We start from the raw sequence: 21,952 nt of genomic DNA on the forward strand, positions 1-21,952 counted from the left end.
CGCTTTCAGGTCTCGGCGCTCAGCACCATGAACAACACCATCGCCGCCAGCGGCACGCCATACACGGCGCTGCCGATCGCAATCTCCGTCCCCAGCGGCTGCCCGGCGTGCACCACGCCGACCGCACCATTGATCACCGTCAACGCCAGCCACAACGCCGCGAAACCATAGGCCAGCGTCTGCCGACTGAAACCGATGCGCTCGCCGATGTAGAACATCAGCGCCAGCAGGATCAGGCCGAAGAAGATGATGATTGCGGTGTGCATGGGGAGGCCTGCGGCATAGTCGGTGTTTGGTCGGGCGCCTTCGCGGGCAAGTCGAATCGTCGCACCGCCGCTCCCACAAGGGTTCTGTGTCCTCCACAGATTCTGTACGCAACACAGAACCTGTGGGAGCGGGCTTGCCCGCGAAGGCGCCACCTCGGTTTCATTTAGAGCATAGCCAAACCCGCCCACGCCATATTCGTCAGATACTTTCCCGCTCAATGACTGTGCATTGCAGCAGATTCAACCGCTGCACCTCATCACTCGGCAGCACGCCCAGACTTTCCAGCACCCGCGTCGCCGCCAGTACACCGATCTCCAGCGCGGGCGGTTTGATGGTGCTCAGGCTCGGCAGCAGCATTTCGGCGAACGGGTAGTCGCCGAAGCCGAGGACGGCGCAGTCTTCGGGGATCTTAAGGCCGGCGCGTTGTCCGGCGAGCAGGCCGCCGGCGGCGAGGTTGTCGTTGGCGAAGATGATCGCGTCCGGGCGGGGTGAGGCGTTCATCAGCGCTTGCATCGCTTGCTTGCCGGCCTCGAACGGGGCTCGATCGGTGTCGGGTGCGAATACCCAGGGCTCAAGTCCTAGCTCACGCACGGTCGCCGCATAACCGTCGCGGCGCTCCAGTGCGCTGAAGTCGCCGGGTGCGCTGTTCTGCACGAAGGCGATTCGCCGGTAGCCTTTGTCATGCAGATAACGAGCGGCACTGACCCCCACTTCAAAGTGCGAAAAGCCGATCTGCATCGGCTCGCGATCCGGTTGGTAATCCCAGGTTTCAACCACCGGAATATCCGCTTCGGCGAGCATCTTTTCCGTGCCCGCGCTGTGGAAGTGACTGGTGACCACCAGCGCCGCCGGCGACCAGCCGAGGAACGCCCGCACGGCGTTTTCTTCCTGCTCGGTGCTGAAGTAACTCGATGCCAGCAACAGCTGATAACCGTGACGGCTGAGGGTGTCGCTGAAGCCCTGAATGGTGTTGGCAAAGATCGGCCCGGAGATGTTCGGGATCACCATGCCGACGATTTTCCCCCGTGCAGAGGCGAGTCCGCCGGCCACCAGATTCGGCACATAACCCAGTTCGGCGACCACCGCCGCGATCCGTTCGCGACGCTCGGGCGAGACCTGTTCCGGCTGGTTGAAATAGCGCGACACGGTGATCGCCGAAACACCGGCCTGGCGCGCCACCGCGTTGAGGGTCACGCGGCCGGCGCCACGGCGTTTGCGGGGCTTTTCTTCGCTCAAGGCTCGACCCTTCTTAAAAACCAAAACGCATATAAAAGTAATCTTTCAGTATTGGACGGTCTATGTCCGGCTTGCCAATACTGGCGATGTTAGCGCTAACAATGCGCGTTGTCTGCTACTCGCTCGAGCGAATGCCCAAGACACCGAGACAGGCGCTGTCGTCGCAGAACGGCAGCGGTTCAGGGCAACTTTCCGAGCGGGCAAACATGCACAACATTCCTGGGGCGACACACAAACTGGCGCAATCGATCCGCGCTGCGGGCTGGCTAATCACCGGGCTGGCTGCGCTGCCGCTGCCGGCCGCGTTCGCCGCCGACAGCACCGATCAGGAGCCGACACTCAAGTCCGTCACGGTCACCGCCACCCGCCGCGAAGAGTCGCTGCAAAAGGTCCCGGTGGCGGTGTCGGTGATCGACGGCGAGCAGTTGGAACGCGACAACCGCAACAGCGTGGCGAGTATCGTCCAGCAAGTGCCGTCGCTGAATTTCCGCACCGGCGCATCGAACAAGGACACCTCGTTGTTCGTGCGTGGCGTGGGGACGATTTCCACCTCGCCAGGCGTCGAGCCGACCGTGGCCACGGTGATCGATGGCGTGGTCTATGCCCGTCCCGGCCAGTCCACTCTCGATCTGCTGGACCTGGAACGCGTCGAAGTTCTGCGCGGCCCGCAAGGCACGCTGTTCGGCAAGAACGCTTCGGCCGGCGTGCTGAACATCACCAGCAAGGCGCCGACCGCCGAGACCCACGGCTACATCGATCAGTCGTACTACAGCGGCAACGAAAGCCGCACCCGTTTCGGCATCGGCGGCAGTCTGATTCCGGACACGCTCAAGGGCTCGATCAGCACCTTGTTCGGCACGTACGACGGCAACGTCGACAACCAGCACAACGGTCAGGAGGTCAACGGCTATAACCATCGTGGCGTGCGCGGCAAACTGGAATTCACCCCGAACGACGACATCACCTTCACCCTGATCGCCGACTACATGCAGTCCCACGATGACGGCCCCAACGGCGTCGTGACCAAGGCTCTGACCCCGGCTTTCGCCAATGCGTTGAGCCCGGTCAGTGCCACCAGCCACAACCGCGACATCAACACCGACACCCGTTCCCACGTCGAGGACACCAACAAGGGCCTGTCCGGCCAGCTCGATTGGCAACTGGGGGATTACACCCTGACCTCGATTACCGCGTGGCGCGGCTGGGACAACACTCAGTATCAGGATGGCGACCGCCTCGGCACGGTGACGGCTGCGTTCCCCGGCACGGCGGACAAGGGCGATCTGGCCTTCGATCAGTACTCGCAGGAGCTGCGGCTGGCGTCGCCGAAAGGCGAGTTCCTCGAATACGTCGGCGGCCTGTTCTACATGCACGGCAAGGACGACGAGACCTATCAGCGCACACTGACGACCACCACGCGCACTGATCGCGGCGTTGCCGATTACAGCACCACCAGCGACAGCTACGCGGTGTTCGGCGAGAGCACGCTGAATTTCACTTCGGATTTGCGTGGCATCGCCGGCCTGCGCTACACCCACGACGATCTCGAATACGATCACCGTCGCGTCTCCACGTCCGCCACCACCGTCAGCGGCATTCAACCGGCCACTCGCAGCTCCGGTTCGGTGGACGAGGACGGCTGGTCCGGCCGGCTCGGTTTGCAGTACGACCTGAGCGATACCGTCACCACCTACCTGACCTATTCGCGTGGTTACAAAGGCCCGGCCTACAACGTGTTCTTCAACATGCAGCCGCGCGATACCGAAGCGCTGAAACCGGAGACTTCCAACACTTGGGAGGTGGGGATCAAAGCCTCAAGCTGGAACAATCGCCTGACCACCAACCTGGCGGTTTTCCACAGCGACTACGACAACTACCAGGCGAACTTTTTCGACACCGTTGCCGGGCAAGTGGTAACGCGCCTGATCAACGCCGGTAGCGTCAGCACCGAGGGCGTGGAACTTGATTTCGCCCTGCAGGCGACCCAGCAACTGAAGTTCTCCGGCGCGCTGGCCTACACCCGCGCCCGCATCGACGAGTTCGCCTGCCCGGCGGGCGCGGCGGCGTCGTGCAACGTCAACGGCAAGCCGCTGCCGTTCAGCCCGGACTGGAAAAGCTACGTGCGGGCCGACTACACCATCCCGCTGGATAACGGCCTGGATATCGAACTCGGCACCGACTACAGCTGGCAGAGCGAAGTGCAGTACGACATCAGCCAGAACGCCGACACCAAGCAGGCCGCCTACGGTCTCTGGAATGCCAGCGTGGCCCTGGCCGATTACACCAATGGCTGGCGCGTGGCATTGCTGGGCAAGAACCTCACCGACAAGTCGTATTCGCCATTGCTCGCCAGCGGTGGCAACTACATCTACCGCGCCGTACCTCGCGACGACGAGCGCTACTTCGGTGTGCAACTGCGCAAGGACTTCTGAGATGAGCAGACAGCTGAAACTCGGCGCGTTCCTCATGGCCACCGGGCACCACGTCGCCGCGTGGCGTCACCCGAATGTGCCGGCTAACGCCGGGCTGGATTTCGCCCACTACAAACGCCTGGCGCAGATTGCCGAGGCGGCGAAGTTCGACACCTTGTTCGTCGCCGACAGCGTCGCCGCCCCGACCCAGGACATCGCCAGCCGCATGGCCCGTTCCGATCATTTCGAGCCGCTGACCTTGCTCTCGGCACTGAGCGCAGTGACCGAGCACATCGGCCTGATCGCCACCGCCACCACCAGCTACAACGAGCCGTACCACGTGGCGCGTAAATTCGCTTCGCTCGATCACCTGTCCGGCGGGCGGGCGGGGTGGAATCTGGTGACCTCCGACAACGCCGCCGAAGCGCAGAATTTCGGCCGCGACGAACACATCGGCCATGCCGAACGCTACAGCCGCGCCCGGGAATTTCATCAGGTGGTCACCGGGCTTTGGGACAGTTGGCAGGACGATGCCTTTCTCCGCGACAAGGTCAGTGGCGCGTATTACGACCCGGAAAAACTGCATGTGCTGGATCACGTCGGTGAGCACTTCCGGGTCAAAGGCCCGCTGAATGTCGCGCGTTCGCCACAGGGTCAGCCGGTGATCGTGCAGGCCGGCTCGTCGGAAACCGGGCGTGAACTGGCGGCGCAGACGGCCGAAGTGGTGTTCACCGCGCAGACCTCACTGGCCAGCGCTCAGGCGTTTTACGCCGACCTCAAGGGACGCTTGCCGAAGTACGGACGCAGTGCCGATTCGCTGAAAATCATGCCCGGCGTGTTTGTCGTGGTCGGGCAGACGGAAGCCGAAGCGCAGGAAAAATGTGAAACGTTTCAGCAATTGGTCGAACCCGAGGTGGGCATCGCCCTGCTTGGGCGTATGCTGGGCAACTTCGATCTATCGAAGTACCCGCTGGACGGGCCGCTGCCGGAGTTGCCGCTGACCGACAGCGGTCAGCAGAGTCGACAGAAACTGCTGACCGAACTGGCCGGCCGCGAGCATCTGACCCTGGCCGAACTGGGCCGCAGAATCGCTGGCGGTCGCGGGCATTACAGCGTCGTCGGCACTCCGGCGCAGATTGCCGACCGTTTGCAGGAATGGTTCGAGCAGGGCGCGGCGGACGGCTTCAACGTGCTGGTGCCGCACCTGCCCGGCGGGCTCGAAGACTTCGCCAACGGCGTGGTCCCGGAACTGCAACGGCGTGGGCTGTTCAGAACCGAATACGAGGGCCGGACCTTGCGCCAGAACCTTGGCCTCGCCCGGCCCCGCAACAGATTTGCGTAGCAATCGACACCCGATTCAAGACCGACAAGAGAGGATTCGATGACTTACACCGCTGCCGAAAACCGCTATGACTCCATCCCTTACCGCCGCGTCGGACGCAGCGGTCTGGTGCTGCCGGCGCTGTCCCTGGGCCTGTGGCACAACTTCGGCGACAGCACGCCGATCGACACCCAGCGCTCGTTGCTGCGCACGGCGTTCGACCTGGGCATCAACCACTTCGACCTGGCCAACAACTATGGCCCGCCCTACGGCAGCGCCGAGATCAACTTCGGCCGTTTGCTGCGCGAAGACTTCAAGCAGTACCGCGATGAACTGATCATCTCCAGCAAGGCCGGTTGGGACATGTGGCCCGGCCCTTACGGCCAGGGTGGCGGTTCGCGCAAATACGTGCTGGCCAGCCTCGACCAGAGCCTGCAACGCCTGGGCCTGGACTATGTGGATATTTTCTATTCGCACCGCTTCGACCCGGACACGCCACTGGAAGAAACCGCCAGCGCCCTTGCCACGGCGGTGCAGCAGGGCAAGGCGCTGTACATCGGCATCTCGTCGTACTCCGGAGTGAAAACCCGCGAAATCGCCGCATTGCTCAAAGAGTGGAAAGTGCCGCTGCTGATTCACCAGCCAGCGTACAACCTGCTCAACCGCTGGGTGGAAAAGGACCTGCTCGACACCACCGACGAACTCGGCACCGGCGTGATTGCCTTCACCCCGCTGGCGCAGGGTCTGCTGACCGACAAATACCTCAACGGCGTGCCGGCGGATGCGCGGGTCAACCGTCCGGGCGGTGGTTCTTTGCAGGCTTCGCACTTGTCCGAGGCCAACATCGCTCACGTTCGGGCGCTGAACGAGATCGCCAAGCGTCGTGGCCAGAGCCTGGCGCAACTGGCATTGGCGTGGACACTGCGGGATCCGCGGGTGACTTCGGCGCTGATCGGCGCGAGCCGGCCGGAGCAGATTGTCGAGAACGTCGGGGCGTTGAAGAATCTGAGCTTCAGTGCTGAGGAACTGGCGGAGATTGACCGGTTTGCCCAGGAGGGCGGGATCAATCTTTGGGAGAAGCCTTCGACGGCGGAGTGATCGAAACTGGGGCGGGTCAGATAGATCCCCCCTCACCCCAGCCCTCTCCCCAAGGGGGGGCGAGGGGGAAAGGGAGCAAATCTCCGTGCTTTTCAAACCCGAGTTCGATTCGATATTTCAGGTCGGTGTATAGCGACAAAACACCTCGGTCAGTCCCCTCTCCCTCCGGGAGAGGGTTAGGGTGAGGGGGGCTCTTGATTTTGCTCTGGCGTTAAAGGCTCAGCGAAAAAACGGCACATCCCCCAACACCGTAGCCCGCTGCATCACCCGCCGCGCCGGCCGGTAGTCATCCACCGCGTAATGTTGCGTCACGCGGTTGTCCCAGAACGCAATGTCGTCCTTCTGCCAGCGCCAGCGAATGGTGAACTCCGGCCGCGTCGCATGCGCGAACAAGAACTTCAACACCGCTTCGCTCTCGGTTTCCGACAGCTCATTGATCTTCGACGTGAACCCTTCGTTGACGAACAACGAACGCCGTCCGCTCACCGGGTGCGTGCGAATCACCGGATGCGACAGCGGTGGATTCTTGCGCCGCGCCTCTTCCCACTGCGCCAGTGCCTCCGGCGTGTTGCCATAGCGCTCCAGCGGAAACGAGCGGGTGAAATCGTGAGTCGCGGTCAGCCCTTCGAGCAGCGCTTTCATCGGCGCCGAGAGCGCTTCGTACGCAGCGATCCCGCTGGCCCACAGCGTGTCGCCACCAAACTCCGGCAACAGCTTGGCGCTGAGCACCGCACCCATGGCCGGGGTCGGCAGGAAGGTCACGTCGGTGTGCCAGATCGCGTTGTCGCGCACGTCGGTGACGGCGGTGTCGAGGATCAGCACTTCCGGTTGTTCCGGCACGTTCGGGTAGATCGGGTGAATGTGCAAGTCGCCGAAATAGTGGGCGAAGCGCGCCTGTTGCGAAGGTTCGATCGGCTGATTGCGAAAGAACAGCACTTGAAACTTGAGCAGCGCCTGCTCGATGGCGTCGCGCTGTTCCTGGTTCAGCGGCTGGCTGATGTCGACGCCGCTGATCTGTGCGCCGAGGGCCGAGCTTAACGGGGTGATGTTCAGGCTGCTCATGGTGGTTCTCTTCAATTCCGGGGCCCCGAAACTGTCGGGGTAGTCAGTGCTGAAAAATCAGTGGGCCTGGCCGTGCCACGGCACCAGTTTGCGTTGCAGGGCGCGCAGGCCCATCTCCATCGCGAAGGCGATCAGGGCGATGACCAGAATCCCCAGCACCACCACATCGGTGACCAGGAACTGCGCAGCCGACTGCACCATGAAGCCCAGGCCGCTGGTGGCCGCGATCAGTTCGGCGGCGACCAGCGTCGACCAACCCACACCCAGGCCAATGCGCACACCGGTCAGAATGTCCGGCAGGGCGCTTGGCAAAATCACATGGCGGATCAGTTGTGCGCGAGTGGCGCCCAGCGACTGGGCGGCGCGCAGTTTGGCCGGGTCGACGGTGCGCACGCCGGTGGCGGTGGCAATCGCGATCGGGGCGAAAATCGCCAGATAGATCAGCAGCACTTTCGACAACTCGCCGATGCCGCACCAGATCACGATCAGCGGCAAATAGGCGAGTGGCGGAATCGGCCGGTAGAACTCGATCAGCGGATCCAGCACGCCACGGGCGATGCGGTTGGCGCCGATGGCGATGCCCACCGGCACGGCAGTCAGAATCGCAAAACCCAGGCCCAGACCGATGCGGCTCAGGCTCGCGGCCAAGTGCTGCCACAACGTCGAATCCATATAGCCCGTGGTCGCCAGCAACCAGCCTTCTTGCAGCACGGCGGACGGTGGCGGCAAGAACAGCGGCTCGATCAGGCCACTGGCCGTCACCGCCCACCAGATCACCAACAATGCGAACAGGGTCAGCAGGCTGATCCAGCGGGTGCTGAGGCTGCGGCGCACGGGAATCACCACCGACGTGGCGGCGGGTTTCACGGCGGTAGCGGAAACGTCGTAACTGCTCATGCGCGCTCCTGCCGCTGAACGGCGCTGCGTTGCGAGAACACTTTGGCCAGCACGTGCTCGCGGGTTTCGATGAAGCGCGGATCGGACTTGATCGCCCGCGCCGATTCGCCGGCGGCGTAGCGCTGGCCGAAGTCCAGGTGCAGACGCTCGACGATCTGCCCCGGATTCGGCGCCAGCAGAATCAGGTCAGTGGCGAGGAACACCGCTTCTTCAATGTCGTGGGTAATCAGGAACACCGGTTTGGCGGTGCGTTGCCAGACTTGCAGCAACAGCTCCTGCATCTGCTCGCGGGTGAAAGCATCAAGAGCACCGAAGGGCTCGTCCATCAGCAACACACGCGGGTCCGCCGCGAGGGCGCGGGCCAGGCCGACACGCTGCTTCTGGCCGCCGGAAAGCTGCCAGATGCGACGGTGTTCAAAACCGGAAAGATCGACCAGCGCGAGCATTTCCCGGGCGCGCTGTTCGCGTTTGTCCTTGGCCACACCGGCCAGTTCCAGACCGAAGGCAACGTTGGCCAGCACGTCCTGCCAGGGCAGCAGGGCGTCGTCCTGGAACACCACGCCGCGCTCGGCGCTCGGGCCTTTGACCGGCACGTTGTCGAGGGTGATGCGGCCGGCGCTCGGTTCGACGAAACCGGCAATCAGGTTCAACAGCGAAGTCTTGCCACTGCCGGAGGGGCCGAGGGCCACCAGCAATTGCTGAGGGCCGAGGGTCAGGGAAATGTCGGACAGTACCGGTTCCGGGCTGCCGGGATACTGTGCGCTGATGCGCTCCAGCTGTAGCAAGGCCATCGCGATTCACTCCCGATCAGTTGGTGATGTACTTGGCGCTGACGTACGGCGCGTAGTCCGGCAGTACCGCTTCGACCTTGCCTTGCTCCTTGAGGAACGTGGCGGTGTCGGTGATGGCTTTGGTGGTCGGAGCGCCGAGGTCGCTGACTTGATCCGCTGCCAGTGGGTAGACGTTGCCTTGCAGCAGCAATGGGATGTCGCTGGCCTTGGCGCCGGAGAGCTTCACCAGCTTGTCGACGTTGCTCTGGTTGGCGAGCCAGGCTTTCGGATCCTTGCGGTAGTCGGCGTAGGCGTCGAGGGTGACCTTGGCGAAGGCGGTGACGATTTCCGGGTGCTTCTCGGCGAAGTCCTTGCGCACGATCCAGGCGTCGAAGGTCGGCGCGCCGAACTTGGCCAGTTCACCGGAAGTGATCAGCACTTTGCCGTTTTCCTTGGCCACACCCAGCGCTGGATCCCAGACGTAGGTGGCGTCGATGTCACCGCGTTTCCACGCAGCAATGATCGCTGGCGGGGCGAGGTTGAGGACGGTGACTTTCGATGGATCGATGTTCCAGTGCTTCAGCGCGGCCAGCAGGCTGTAGTGACCGGTGGACACGAACGGCACGGCGATTTTCTTGCCGACCAGATCCTGCGGCGTCTTGATGCCGGAGCCGTCACGGGCGACCAGTGCTTCGGCGGCGCCGATCTGGGTGGCGATGAGGAAGGTTTCCACCGGAACTTTGCGGGTGATCGCGGCGGTCAGCGGGCTGGAACCGAGGTAGCCGATCTGCACGTCACCGGACGCGATGGCGGCAATGATGTCGGCGCCGTTATCGAATTTGCGCCAGTTGATGTCAGCCTTGATGGCTTTCTCGTAGGCACCGTCGGCCTGGGCGACTTTCGCCGGGTCAACGGTGGTCTGGTAGGCGACGGTGAGGTCGGCGGCCTGAGCCAGGAAACTCGCAGCGGCCAGAGAGGCCACGGCCAGCAGGCGAAGCGGGAAATTCAGTTTCATTGAAGAGCTCCATATCAGGCGACCGAGCGTCGGCGTGAAAGGAGACTAAATGATCTAAGAATCTAAAAATAAATAACTTTTTAGAATGAGCTTATGAGCGGAAAAATCTAAGGGAGAGAACGTGATAGTTGGGAGAGAAGGTGATCGTTCCCACGCTCTGCGTGGGAACGATCAAAGATCACGGATGGAAGCGATCAGTTACTGATCGCCAGAATGCTCGCCTGATACGACCCGACAAACACGTCGAAATCGCCAACTTCGTTTTGCTCCAGCTCAGCCTGCTGCGCCAGCGAAGACCGCGCCAGTTCTTCAAACTTCGCCTGTTCCTCAGCCGCCAACGGCTCGCTGCGGAAGAACTCGGCATGGGCCTGGCTCTGGCGCAGGGAGAATTGCGCGAAGCTTTCCTTGTGCGCTGCCATCGCCGCCAGCACCTGGGCCGAAGGCGTCAGGGACGAATCCTTAACCTTGGCCAGTTGCGCATCGAGTGCCTTGCTGTGGGCATCGCCGCCGTGGCTTTGATCCAGCAGCGCCGCCAGCGGAGCGATTTTTTCCAGCAGTTCGGCGGCCCATTCCTTCAGCTCGACCGGTTGGCCGTCGCGCTGCAATTGCAGGCCCGGACGACGACCTTCCTTGACCACGCTGAGGAAGTTGGAGGTGGCGTTGCCGCAGGAGTTGTTGGTCAGCAGCGGGCTTTCGTTCAGCGCGCAGTACAGCAGGAACGCGTCGAGGAAGCGCGACTCGGTGAGGTCGATGCCCATTGGCAGGAACGGGTTGATGTCCAGGCAGCGCACTTCGACGTACTGGATGCCACGGGCCATCAGGGCCTGGATCGGACGCTCGCCGGTGTAGGTCACGCGTTTCGGGCGGATGTTCGAGTAGTACTCGTTTTCGATCTGCAGGATGTTGGTGTTCAGTTGCACCCACTCGCCATCCTGGTGCGTGCCGACTTCGACATACGGCGCGTACGGCGTCGCCACCGCTTTGCGCAGGCTGTCGGTGTAGCTCGCCAGGTCGTTGTAGCAAGGTGTCAGACCGGCCTGGGCGTTGCTCTGGTAACCGAGATCGCTCATGCGCAGGCTGGTGGCGTAGGGCAGGTACAGGGTGTCCGGATCCAGCTGTTCCAACTGGTGCGCACGACCGCGCAGGAAACCCGCGTCCAGCGCCGGCGAAGCACCGAACAGGTACATCAGCAGCCAGCTGTAGCGGCGGAAGTTACGGATCAGCGCGATATAGGAAGACGACTGGAAATCCCGGTCGGTGCCGACGAAGCCTTCGGCTTCCTTGAGCAGCGGCCAGAGCTTTTCCGGCAGGGAGAAGTTGTAGTGAATCCCGGCGATGCACTGCATGGTCTTGCCGTAACGCAGGGCCAGACCCTTGCGGTAGACGTACTTGAGCTGACCGATGTTGGAGGTACCGTAATAGGCGATCGGGATGTCTTCCTCGGCCGGCAACGGGCACGGCATCGATGGACTCCACAGGTACTCGTTGCCGAGCTTGCTGTAGGCGAAGCGATGAATCTTGTCCAGGCTCGCCAGGGTGTCGGCAGGGTCTGGCAGGGCGGGCGTGATGAACTCCAGCAGCGACTCGGAATAGTCGGTCGTGATCTGTTCGTTGGTCAGCGCGGAACCCAGGGCTTCAGGGTGCGGCGTTTGGGCCAGGCGGCCTTCGCCGGTCACGCGCAGGCATTCACGTTCGATACCGTGAAGGCACTGCTCAAGCAGAGAGAGGTTAGCGCGCTCGCCGAGCAGAGCCAGGCGGCGGTTGAGAAGTTCGCTCAATTTGGATTCCTTCACGCGTCAGTCGCCCCAATATGGGGGTGGGCAGGACGGTCTACAAGGGTGAAGTTGAAACTGGCGTTTTCGCCTGGTTTTCGGGCCATGAAAGCCCCATTGGAAACGCCAACTTCAGTCCCTGAATCTGGCAGACGCGGGCGAGGAAAACTCCGACGCTGCGATCACAGCGCCGAAATTAACTCAAAATGATGAACAACATCTACAGGACAGCGAACGTGCCTTGCGCTTTTGCGACCAGTTTGTCGCCCTGCATCACGTCGGCTTCGACCACCAGCGTGCGCCGGCCCGGGTGGATCACCCGCGCCGTGCACATCACCTCGCCTTCAGAGACGGCGCGGATGTAGTTGATCTTGCACTCGATGGTCGCGCTCTGCAGGTCGAAGCCGTGGGTGCTGGAACAGGCCAGCCCCATGGCGATATCCACCAGACTGAACAACGCGCCACCGTGCAGCTTGCCACCGCGGTTGCGCAGTTCGGGTTCCAGCACCAGGGCGACTTGCGCCACCCCGGTTTCCAGGCTGTGCAGGCGGCAGCCCAACAGCTTGAAAAACGCGCTCTCGACGAGCCCGGCCGGCATATCCATCAGCGTTTCTTCAACTGCTTGGCGTTGGCAAACAACGACGCCATCGCGTTATTGGCTGGAGCCGCCGGGGTGCTTTCCTTGCGTGGCGCCGAACCTTGCGACTGGCGTGGTGCCGAGCCCGGACGCGAGCCACGGGCACCGTCGATCTTCTCGCCCGGGGTGTCGCTCATGCGCATCGACAGGCCGACGCGTTTGCGCGGGATGTCGACTTCCATGACCTTCACTTTCACCACGTCGCCGGCCTTCACGGCTTCGCGCGGATCCTTGATGAATTTCTCCGACAGCGCCGAAATGTGCACCAGACCGTCCTGATGCACGCCGATGTCGACGAATGCACCGAACGCGGTCACGTTGGTCACCACGCCTTCGAGGATCATCCCCAGTTGCAGGTCCTTCAGGTCCTCGACGCCTTCCTGGAACTCGGCGGTCTTGAACTCCGGACGCGGGTCTCGGCCCGGTTTTTCCAGCTCTTGCAGGATGTCGGTAACGGTTGGCAGACCGAAGGTCTCGTCGGTGAATTTCTTCGGATCCAGACGCTTGAGGAACGCGGCGTCGCCGATCAGCGAGCGAATGTCGCGGTCGGTTTCAGCGGCGATGCGTTGCACCAGCGGATAGGCTTCCGGGTGAACGGCCGAGGAATCCAGTGGGTTGTCGCCGTTCATCACACGCAGGAAGCCGGCGGCCTGTTCGAAGGTTTTCTCGCCCAGACGCGCGACTTTCTTCAGCGCCGCGCGAGTCTTGAACGCGCCGTGCTCGTCACGGTGGGCCACGATGTTCTGCGCCAGGGTCGCGTTGAGGCCGGAGATCCGCGCCAGCAGCGCCACGGAGGCAGTGTTCACGTCCACGCCCACGGCGTTCACGCAGTCCTCGACCACGGCGTCCAGACCGCGCGCCAGTTTCAGCTGCGACACGTCGTGCTGGTACTGGCCGACACCGATGGATTTCGGATCGATTTTCACCAGTTCGGCCAGCGGATCCTGCAGACGACGGGCGATCGATACCGCGCCACGGATCGACACGTCCAGATCCGGGAATTCCTTGGCTGCCAGTTCCGATGCCGAATACACCGATGCGCCGGCTTCGGAGACCATGACTTTGGTCATTTTCATCGCTGGGTATTTTTTGATCAGTTCGATCGCCAGCTTGTCGGTCTCACGGCTGGCGGTGCCGTTGCCGATGGCGATCAGGTCGACCGAGTGCTTGGCGCACAGGGCGGCCAGGATGGCGATGGTCTGATCCCATTTGTTGTGCGGCACGTGCGGGTAAACCGTGGCGTGATCCAGCAGCTTGCCGGTGGAGTCGACCACCGCAACCTTGCAGCCGGTGCGCAGGCCCGGGTCGAGGCCCAGAGTCGCGCGCGGGCCGGCCGGGGCGGCCAGCAGCAGGTCGTGCAGGTTGTGGGCGAACACGTTGATCGCTTCGGTTTCGGCGCCGTCGCGCAGCTCGCCGAGCAAGTCGGTTTCCAGGTGGGTGTAGAGCTTGACCTTCCAGGTCCAGCGCACCACTTCACTCAGCCACTTGTCGGCCGGACGGTTCTGGTTCTGGATGCCGACGTGCTGGCCGATCATGCCTTCGCACGGGTGCAGGGTGCCCGGCAGCTCTTCGCCGACTTTCAGCGCGGAGCTGAGAATGCCTTCGTTGCGGCCACGGAAAATCGCCAGCGCGCGGTGCGACGGCATGCTTTTCAGCGGTTCGTCGTGTTCGAAGTAGTCACGGAACTTGGCGCCTTCCTCTTCCTTGCCGGCGATCACGCGGGCACTGAGGGTGGCTTCCTGTTTCAGGTAGGTGCGCAGTTTTTCCAGCAGGTTGGCGTCTTCGGCGAAGCGCTCCATGAGGATGTACTTGGCGCCTTCCAGCGCTGCCTTGACGTCGGCCACGCCTTTTTCGGCGTCGATGAAGCGCGCGGCTTCGGCTTCCGGGGCCAGCGACGGGTCGTTGAACAGACCGTCGGCCAGTTCGCCGAGGCCGGCTTCCAGGGCGATCTGGCCCTTGGTGCGGCGCTTCTGCTTGTACGGCAGGTACAAGTCTTCGAGGCGGGTCTTGGTGTCGGCGAGTTTGATTTCGCGCTCCAGCTCAGGGGTGAGTTTGCCCTGCTCCTGAATGCTGGAAAGAATGCTGATGCGCCGTTCGTCGAGTTCTCGCAGGTAGCGCAGACGCTCTTCCAGATGACGCAGTTGGGTGTCATCGAGGCTGCCGGTCACTTCTTTCCGGTAACGGGCGATGAAGGGAACGGTAGAGCCTTCATCGAGTAGCGCGACGGCCGCTTCGACCTGTTGTGGGCGTACGCCGAGTTCCTCGGCGATGCGGCTGTTGATGCTGTCCATAAAACCACCTGACAAATTGTGAAAGCAGGCTCGCAGGCGCGTAAATGAAGGCCCGGAGTCTGGTGGGGCGGCTTGATGCTGGCCGCTGCCTGGGTCAAAAGGCATCCCATTGACCCGTGAAATCGAACAATTACTGCGGCGCCCATGAAAATAAGGGACGGCCACCTTCGGTAACGATTCAGACGTTGCCTGACACAAAAGGCCGCGCATTATAACCAGCGTTCTGTCATTCGGGGGCGACACAGTCTGTAGGCTCAAGCCCCGGTTTTCTGGCAGTGAAGGAAAAATCTGCTAACAATGCACACGGTGCGTATAACGGCAGCTACGCCATAATGCGCGCCGAGCTAAAAGGAGCATCCAATGAGCAGCACTGCACAAACTGCTGAAGGCGAAAAAATTCTCATCGTTGACGACGATCCGGGGCTGAGCAGCCTGCTGGAACGCTTTTTCGTCAGCAAGGGCTATCGTGCCCGCGCCGTACCGAATACCGAGCAGATGGACCGTCTGCTGTCGCGTGAAGTGTTCAACCTGGTCGTCCTCGACCTGATGCTGCCGGGCGAAGACGGCCTGACCGCTTGCCGCCGCCTGCGTGGCGCGAACAATCAGATTCCGATCATCATGCTCACTGCCAAGGGTGACGAGCTGAGCCGTATCAAGGGCCTGGAACTGGGCGCCGACGACTACCTGGCCAAGCCGTTCAACCCGGACGAGCTGATGGCTCGCGTCAAAGCCGTGCTGCGCCGTCAGGCCGCGCCGGTGCCGGGCGCGCCGGGCAGTGAAGAAGAAAACGTCACGTTCGGCGACTACGTGCTGTCCCTGGCCACCCGCGAACTCAAACGCGGCGACGAAGTGCACATGCTCACCACCGGCGAGTTTGCGGTACTCAAGGCCCTGGTGATGAACGCCCGTCAGCCGCTGACCCGCGACAAGCTGATGAACCTGGCCCGTGGCCGTGAGTGGGATGCCCTGGAGCGTTCCATCGACGTGCAGATTTCCCGTCTGCGCCGGATGATCGAACCCGATCCTTCCAAGCCGCGCTACATCCAGACTGTCTGGGGTGTCGGCTACGTGTTCGTGCCGGATGGCAACTCCACCAAGTGATGGGTGATTTGTAGGAGCGGGTCTGCGGGAAACGGTCGGAAACGCCGTCCGCGCAGACTCGCAATCCGCAATATGCGAGCATTGCTCGCTCCTGCAAGTGTGTAGCGGTTATCCATGAAAACCCCCGTCTGGTTCCCCCAAAGTTTCTTCTCCCGCACCCTGTGGCTGGTGCTGATCGTCGTATTGTTTTCCAAGGCATTGACCCTGGTTTATCTGTTGATGAACGAGGACGTGCTGGTGGACCGCCAATACAGCCATGGCGTCGCCCTGACGCTGCGCGCCTACTGGGCTGCCGACGAAGAAAACCGCGCGAAAATCGCCGATGCTGCCACGCTGATCCGGGTGGTGGGCGCCGGTGTGCCGGAAGGCGAACAGCACTGGCCGTACAGCGAAATCTACCAGCGGCAGATGCAGGCGGAGCTGGGGGCCGACACCGAAGTGCGCTTGCGCATGCACTCGCCGCCGGCCTTGTGGGTTCGTGCGCCGAGCCTCGGTGACGGCTGGCTGAAAGTGCCACTGTATCCACACCCGTTGCGTGGCCAGAAAATCTGGAACGTGCTCGGCTGGTTCCTGGCGATCGGTTTGCTGTCCACGGCGTCCGCCTGGATTTTCGTCAGCCAGCTCAACCAACCACTGAAGCGTCTGGTCTACGCCGCCCGGCAACTCGGCCAGGGCCGCAGCGTGCGCCTGCCGATCAGTGACACCCCCAGCGAGATGGCCGAGGTGTATCGCGCCTTCAACCAGATGGCCGAAGACGTCGAGCAGGCCGGTCGCGAGCGTGAGCTGATGCTGGCGGGGGTGTCCCATGACTTGCGGACGCCGCTGACTCGTTTGCGGTTGTCGCTGGAGTTGATGGGCGACCGCACCGACCTGACCGACGACATGGTGCGCGACATCGAAGACATGGACGCGATTCTCGATCAGTTCCTCGCGTTCATTCGCGATGGTCGGGACGAGTCGGTGGAGGAGGTGGATCTCAGCGATCTGGTGCGTGAAGTGGCGGCGCCCTACAACCAGACGGAAGAGAAAGTGCGCCTTCGCCTGGAGCCGATCCAGCCGTTCCCGTTGCGTCGGGTGTCGATGAAGCGCTTGCTGAACAACCTGATTGGCAACGCGTTGAATCATGCCGGCGGCAGCGTGGACGTCGCGGCCTATGTGTCCGGTGACACCAGTGCGCCGTATGTGGTGCTGAGCGTGATGGACCGGGGGGCAGGTATCGATCCTTCCGAACTTGAGGCGATCTTCAACCCGTTCACCCGTGGCGATCGTGCGCGGGGCGGGAAGGGCACCGGGCTGGGACTGGCGATTGTGAAGCGGATTGCTTCGATGCACGGCGGCAATGTCGAACTGCGCAACCGCTCTGGTGGCGGGCTGGAAGCACGGGTTCGGTTGCCGCTGGGATTGATGCTGCCGCGAGACGCGGTTTAAGTTTCAGGCGACCTTGCGGCCGCCTGATTCAAGGTTCAGCCCTTGCCTTTTGTGCGGGTCATGTTCGGCCCGCCATTCTTCTCGAGATGCTCGATGATGATCCCCGCCACGTTCTTGCCCGTGGTGGTTTCGATCCCTTCCAGACCCGGTGACGAGTTCACTTCCATCACCAGCGGGCCGTGGTTGGAACGCAAAATATCCACGCCCGCCACCGCCAAGCCCATGACCTTGGCCGCACGCAGCGCGGTCATGCGTTCTTCCGGGGTGATCTTGATCAGGCTGGCACTGCCGCCGCGGTGCAGGTTGGAGCGGAACTCGCCAGGCTTGGCCTGACGCTTCATCGCCGCGATCACCTTGTCGCCGACCACGAAGCAGCGGATGTCGGCGCCGCCGGCCTCCTTGATGTATTCCTGCACCATGATGTTCTGCTTCAGGCCCATGAACGCCTCGATCACCGACTCCGCCGCCGTCGCGGTTTCACACAACACCACGCCGATGCCCTGGGTGCCTTCCAGCACCTTGATCACCAGCGGCGCGCCGTTGACCATGTCGATCAAGTCGGGAATGTCGTCCGGCGAGTGGGCGAAACCGGTCACCGGCAAACCGATGCCCCGGCGCGACAGCAATTGCAGCGAACGCAGCTTGTCCCGCGAGCGGGCGATGGCCACCGATTCGTTGAGCGGAAACACGCCCATCATTTCAAACTGGCGCAACACTGCGCAGCCATAAAACGTCACCGACGCGCCGATCCGCGGGATCACTGCATCGAAACCCTCCAGCGGCTTGCCACGGTAGTGGATCTGTGGCTTGTGGCTGGCAATATTCATATAGGCGCGCAAGGTGTCGATCACCACCATTTCATGCCCGCGTTCGGTTCCGGCTTCGACCAGACGACGGGTGGAATACAGACGCGGGTTCCGCGACAGCACAGCGATCTTCATGCAACACCTGTGGAGGAGGTAGATACCGGGAACACCGGCTTGTCTTGTACATATTTGATGCCCGGATTGACCACCAGCTGGCCGTCGATCAGGGCTTTGGAACCGAGCAACAGGCGATAGCGCATGGACTTGCGGCAAGCGAGGGTGAACTCGATCGGCCAGACCCGGTCACCCAGGGCCAGGGTGGTGCTGATCACGTAGCGCACCTGGGCCTGGCCGTTCGAACTCTTGATGGTCTTGCGGGCAACCAGCGGCGCTTCGCATCGACGATGGCGCAACTGCACGACAGTGCCCAGGTGCGCGGTGAAACGCACCCACTTCTCGCCGTCGCGTTCGAACGGCTCGATGTCGGTGGCATGCAGGCTGGAGGTGCTGGCGCCGGTGTCGATTTTTGCCCGAAGGCCAGCGACTCCCAGATCCGGAAGCGCCACCCACTCGCGCAGACCGATAACGGTCAAATGGTCAAATGTCTTCAATGGAAAAAACCAACGATTAACGCGTCCACGCTTCAGGGGACACCTGGGCTAACGCTTTGAATGCGGGTCTGGCGAACCAGTAACCCTGCATCAGAAATATTCCGCAGTCCGCCAGGAAATCCCGTTCACCCGCACTCTCTATGCCTTCGGCGATGACTGTAACGCCCAACTCCGCACAGATTGTGACAATCCCCCGAACGATAGCCTGACGTACACGGTCATGGTCGATATCGCGGATCAGCGCCATGTCGAGTTTGATCAGGTCCGGCTGGAAATCGGCCAGCAGATTGAGCCCCGAATACCCGGCACCGAAATCGTCGATGGCCGTCTTGAAGCCGAATTCGCGGTATTCACGCAGAATATTGGTCAAATGGCGATAGTTATCTACATGCTCGCTTTCCAGTGTTTCGAAAATCAGCCGGTCGACCGGGAAATTGTGTTTTTTTGCTGCTTCCAACGTGCTCCGTATGCACAGCTCTGGACGATAGACGGCGTTGGGCATGAAGTTGATCGACAAGTGTGTCTGCATATTAAGCCCGGCTGCGCCTTCGATGGCGCGAGTCCGGCAGAGCTGGTCGAAACGGTAGCGGTTATCTTCTGTAACTTGATCCAGCACGGTTAACGCACCTTCACCGGCCGTACCGCGGACCAGGGCCTCGTAGGCGTACACCGACTTGTCCCGCAGATCCACGATGGGCTGATAGGCGAAGGAAAAATCGAAGCCCAGCGGCTCGCTTTGCTGGCAGCCCTGGCACCCGGATTGGGGTGAGGTCAATGAAGACGGAAATTTGGTCACTCGATCACTCCATGCCGTTGAACCGGCGAAGATCACAGTTTATCTGGAGGGCCGAGTTCTTGCGCCCGACAGAATCGGTAGTACAGTTCCGACTACTGGCTGAACGAGGAATTCATATGGCACAAAAAAGCGAAGAAGACGACAAGGTTCGTCTCGACAAGTGGCTGTGGGCCGCGCGTTTTTTCAAGACTCGCGCTTTGGCCAAAGCCGCCATCGAGAGTGGCAAGGTGCATTGTCGGGGAGAGCGCTGCAAGCCCGGCAAAGAACCACGCATTGGCGACGAATTCGAGATTCGCGCCGGCTTCGATGAGAAGACCGTGGTGGTTCAGGCCTTGTCGATCGTGCGTCGCGGCGCACCTGAGGCGCAGACGCTGTACGCCGAGACCGAGGCCAGCATTGCCAAACGTGAAGCGGCTGCGGCGATGCGCAAGGCGGGCGCTCTGGGTGTGACCACCGACGGCAAACCGAGCAAGAAGCAGCGTCGGGATCTGTTTAAATTTCGTGGGAATAGTAGCGGCGAATAAAAAAAACGCAGCCTGACGGCCTGGGCTCAAGACCCGCCGGCGGCTGCGTTTTTTCAGTAACCGTTGATTACTGCGCGGACACCACGCTCATCCGCGAAACCATCGGCAGTTTGCCCAGCAGCCGGAACACCGGCGCCGTGACCTTCAGCCAGAAGTTCGCCGCGTGATAAGCAAACGGCGTGTAGTAACCCCAGCCCAGTGCCCACACCGCCAGCAGCATGCCGCCGATGTAATCGTCCTGGCCCCAATGTGCACCGGCGACCAGGCGAGGCAACATGAACAGCAGCGCCAGACCCCAGATCACCAGGAACTGACCAGCCGTACGGCTGAACACGCCCATGAAAAGAGCCCAGATCAGCAGCACCGATGCGTGGTCACCGGGGAAGCTCTGGCTCGAGCGGTCCTTCAGCTCCCAGGTCTTCTCCAGATGCGGGAAGTAATCGCTGATATGCACCGCGCCTTCGAGCACCATCGACGGGCTGCTGTGCTGCCAGCCCATGTGATCGGAGAACTTGGAAAACAGCGCGCGGATCACCACCATCAGCAGCAGGATCGAAAAAAAACCGAAAAATGCGCGGCGTACATCAATTGCCCTGAACACCCAGTCGCCCTTGATCAGCAGCATCAGCAGAATCACACCGACGACAATGTCGAACGGTCGCAGACTTGCAATTGCCCAGATGTGGAGCCATATGGGGTTGCTGGCCAGCGGTGCATTGAGTGAGCGGAACAGCCACTCGTCGAAAATCACACACAGCATCTGACCTGTAGGCCATAACCAGAAAGCCAGCAGTGCCAATGGCACAACGTTGCACAGAACCAGCCGGCCGAGGTTCCACCTTGATTGGAACAAACCCGGATTGTTCATAAAATGCCTCCCGTGGCTGAACATCGGCATCAAAAAGGATGCCAGAAGCGCGGGATTTTCATTCTTTGTAACCATTTTGTCATCACATTCAGATACCCAGACCTATGACCGATTTCCTCGATACCGATTACACCCAACGCTTCATCTTCGATGACAGCGACACGCGCGGCGAACTGGTGTCGCTGGAGCGCAGCTACGCCGAAGTGCTCGCCAAGCACCCGTACCCGGAACCGGTTGCGCAATTGCTGGGTGAACTGATGGCCGCCGCCTCGTTGCTGGTGGGCACCCTGAAATTCGATGGCTTGCTGATTCTTCAGGCCCGTTCCGAAGGCCCGATCCCGCTGCTGATGATCGAGTGCTCCAGCGAGCACGAGATTCGTGGCCTGGCGCGCTACCACGCCGAGCAGATCCCGGCCGACGCAACCCTTGGCGACCTGATGCCGAACGGTGTCCTGGCCTTGACCGTCGACCCGATCGCCGGCCAGCGTTATCAGGGCATCGTCGACCTCGACGGCGAAACCCTGTCCGACTGCTTTACCAACTATTTCGTCATGTCCCAGCAGGTCGGCACTCGCTTCAAGCTCTGTGCCGATGGCCGTCGTGCCCGTGGTCTGCTGCTGCAGCAACTGCCGGCCGATCGCCTGAAAGACGAAGAAGAACGCGCCGCCAGCTGGCAGCACATCACCGCGCTGGGCAACACCCTGACCGCTGATGAACTGTTGAGCCTGGACAACGAAACGGTTCTGCATCGCCTCTACCATGAAGAGCAGGTTCGTCTGTTCGATGTGCAGAAACTGCGCTTCCACTGCAGCTGCTCCCGCGAGCGTTCGGGCAATGCACTGGTCAGCCTGGGTCTGGAAGATGCGCAGGCACTGGTGGCCGAGCAAGGTGGCCAGGTCGAGATCGATTGCCAGTTCTGCAACCAGCGCTACCTGTTCGACGCGGCGGATATCGCTCAATTGTTCGCTGGCGCGGGCGTCGAGACGCCGTCAGATACCCGGCACTAAAACGGTTCAGCGCAGGTAAATTCACTGCTCAACG

Annotated in this window: 20 protein-coding genes; 7 read left to right on the forward strand and 13 right to left on the reverse strand. The window is 61.8% G+C overall.

Annotated features, from left to right (window positions below; genetic code table 11):
* Window positions 1-5: 5 nt before the first annotated feature.
* Both ACODTD_RS13970 and ACODTD_RS13975 read right to left on the reverse strand, forming a co-directional pair.
* Window positions 6-266, reverse strand: coding sequence for a hypothetical protein (locus ACODTD_RS13970; protein ID WP_201817942.1), 261 nt, complete (start codon window positions 264-266; stop codon window positions 6-8).
* Window positions 267-465: 199 nt separating this feature from the next.
* On the reverse strand, window positions 466-1,503 hold the full coding sequence (locus ACODTD_RS13975) for a LacI family DNA-binding transcriptional regulator (protein ID WP_011331953.1): 1,038 nt from the start codon (window positions 1,501-1,503) through the stop codon (window positions 466-468).
* 206 nt (window positions 1,504-1,709) lie between these two features.
* Here ACODTD_RS13975 and ACODTD_RS13980 point away from each other — a divergent pair, with 206 nt between their 5' ends.
* Genes ACODTD_RS13980 through mgrA form a run of 3 tightly spaced genes read left to right on the forward strand, consistent with a single transcriptional unit; the run spans window position 1,710 to window position 6,333 of the window.
* Entirely contained in the window at window positions 1,710-3,935 is a 2,226-nt protein-coding gene (locus tag ACODTD_RS13980) for a TonB-dependent receptor (RefSeq protein WP_489104948.1), read from the forward strand.
* A 1-nt stretch (window position 3,936) separates the two neighbouring features.
* Window positions 3,937-5,256, forward strand: a complete 1,320-nt coding sequence (locus ACODTD_RS13985; RefSeq protein WP_221615547.1) for an LLM class flavin-dependent oxidoreductase — start codon at window positions 3,937-3,939, stop codon at window positions 5,254-5,256.
* A 39-nt stretch (window positions 5,257-5,295) separates the two neighbouring features.
* Entirely contained in the window at window positions 5,296-6,333 is a 1,038-nt protein-coding gene (gene mgrA / locus ACODTD_RS13990; protein ID WP_011331956.1) for an L-glyceraldehyde 3-phosphate reductase, read from the forward strand.
* Window positions 6,334-6,552: 219 nt separating this feature from the next.
* On the opposite strand, the gene tauD is transcribed toward mgrA, so the two are convergent.
* The 7 genes from tauD to ACODTD_RS14025 form a co-directional block, all read right to left on the reverse strand.
* The gene (gene tauD, locus ACODTD_RS13995) at window positions 6,553-7,395 is read right to left on the reverse strand and encodes a taurine dioxygenase (RefSeq protein WP_489104949.1); all 843 of its coding nucleotides are present in this window, start codon (window positions 7,393-7,395) and stop codon (window positions 6,553-6,555) included.
* Between the two features lie 57 nt (window positions 7,396-7,452).
* Window positions 7,453-8,292, reverse strand: a complete 840-nt coding sequence (gene tauC / locus ACODTD_RS14000; RefSeq protein ID WP_221615545.1) for a taurine ABC transporter permease TauC — start codon at window positions 8,290-8,292, stop codon at window positions 7,453-7,455.
* Window positions 8,289-9,083 carry a taurine ABC transporter ATP-binding subunit gene (gene tauB, locus ACODTD_RS14005; protein WP_011331959.1) on the reverse strand — a complete coding sequence of 265 codons (795 nt, stop codon included), beginning with the start codon at window positions 9,081-9,083 and terminating at the stop codon, window positions 8,289-8,291. Before tauB ends, tauC begins: the two co-directional genes overlap by 4 nt.
* A 16-nt stretch (window positions 9,084-9,099) precedes the next feature.
* The gene (tauA, locus tag ACODTD_RS14010; protein ID WP_201817939.1) at window positions 9,100-10,077 is read right to left on the reverse strand and encodes a taurine ABC transporter substrate-binding protein; all 978 of its coding nucleotides are present in this window, start codon (window positions 10,075-10,077) and stop codon (window positions 9,100-9,102) included.
* Window positions 10,078-10,271: 194 nt separating this feature from the next.
* Entirely contained in the window at window positions 10,272-11,855 is a 1,584-nt protein-coding gene (gene gshA, locus ACODTD_RS14015) for a glutamate--cysteine ligase (RefSeq protein WP_007952700.1), read from the reverse strand.
* A gap of 214 nt (window positions 11,856-12,069) precedes the next feature.
* The gene (locus ACODTD_RS14020) at window positions 12,070-12,453 is read right to left on the reverse strand and encodes a PaaI family thioesterase (RefSeq protein WP_201817938.1); all 384 of its coding nucleotides are present in this window, start codon (window positions 12,451-12,453) and stop codon (window positions 12,070-12,072) included.
* On the reverse strand, window positions 12,453-14,777 hold the full coding sequence (locus tag ACODTD_RS14025) for a Tex family protein (protein ID WP_011331963.1): 2,325 nt from the start codon (window positions 14,775-14,777) through the stop codon (window positions 12,453-12,455). The genes ACODTD_RS14020 and ACODTD_RS14025 overlap by 1 nt, the downstream gene beginning before the upstream one ends.
* A gap of 360 nt (window positions 14,778-15,137) precedes the next feature.
* Here ACODTD_RS14025 and ompR point away from each other — a divergent pair, with 360 nt between their 5' ends.
* Together ompR and ACODTD_RS14035 are read left to right on the forward strand one after the other, a co-directional pair.
* Window positions 15,138-15,878: an osmolarity response regulator transcription factor OmpR gene (gene ompR, locus ACODTD_RS14030; RefSeq protein ID WP_007952694.1), complete on the forward strand. Its 741-nt coding sequence runs from the start codon at window positions 15,138-15,140 to the stop codon at window positions 15,876-15,878.
* A gap of 114 nt (window positions 15,879-15,992) precedes the next feature.
* Window positions 15,993-17,306 carry an ATP-binding protein gene (locus tag ACODTD_RS14035; protein WP_007952691.1) on the forward strand — a complete coding sequence of 438 codons (1,314 nt, stop codon included), beginning with the start codon at window positions 15,993-15,995 and terminating at the stop codon, window positions 17,304-17,306.
* A 35-nt stretch (window positions 17,307-17,341) separates the two neighbouring features.
* On the opposite strand, the gene rimK is transcribed toward ACODTD_RS14035, so the two are convergent.
* The 3 genes from rimK to rimA are packed head-to-tail and all read right to left on the reverse strand — an operon-like array spanning window position 17,342 to window position 19,519.
* Window positions 17,342-18,247 carry a 30S ribosomal protein S6--L-glutamate ligase gene (gene rimK, locus ACODTD_RS14040; RefSeq protein ID WP_007949201.1) on the reverse strand — a complete coding sequence of 302 codons (906 nt, stop codon included), beginning with the start codon at window positions 18,245-18,247 and terminating at the stop codon, window positions 17,342-17,344.
* Window positions 18,244-18,723, reverse strand: a complete 480-nt coding sequence (rimB, locus tag ACODTD_RS14045; protein ID WP_011331964.1) for a retropepsin-like aspartic endopeptidase RimB — start codon at window positions 18,721-18,723, stop codon at window positions 18,244-18,246. Before rimB ends, rimK begins: the two co-directional genes overlap by 4 nt.
* A 16-nt stretch (window positions 18,724-18,739) precedes the next feature.
* Entirely contained in the window at window positions 18,740-19,519 is a 780-nt protein-coding gene (gene rimA / locus ACODTD_RS14050; protein WP_011331965.1) for a S6 modification regulatory phosphodiesterase RimA, read from the reverse strand.
* 116 nt (window positions 19,520-19,635) lie between these two features.
* Here rimA and ACODTD_RS14055 point away from each other — a divergent pair, with 116 nt between their 5' ends.
* Complete coding sequence (locus ACODTD_RS14055; protein ID WP_011331966.1) at window positions 19,636-20,043, forward strand: RNA-binding S4 domain-containing protein; 408 nt, start codon at window positions 19,636-19,638, stop codon at window positions 20,041-20,043.
* A gap of 67 nt (window positions 20,044-20,110) precedes the next feature.
* On the opposite strand, the gene ACODTD_RS14060 is transcribed toward ACODTD_RS14055, so the two are convergent.
* Window positions 20,111-20,911: a phosphatase PAP2 family protein gene (locus ACODTD_RS14060; RefSeq protein ID WP_011331967.1), complete on the reverse strand. Its 801-nt coding sequence runs from the start codon at window positions 20,909-20,911 to the stop codon at window positions 20,111-20,113.
* A 104-nt stretch (window positions 20,912-21,015) separates the two neighbouring features.
* Here ACODTD_RS14060 and hslO point away from each other — a divergent pair, with 104 nt between their 5' ends.
* Entirely contained in the window at window positions 21,016-21,918 is a 903-nt protein-coding gene (hslO, locus tag ACODTD_RS14065) for an Hsp33 family molecular chaperone HslO (protein WP_489104950.1), read from the forward strand.
* Window positions 21,919-21,952 lie beyond the last annotated feature (34 nt).

It is taken from the genome of Pseudomonas sp. FG35 (assembly GCF_057809295.1).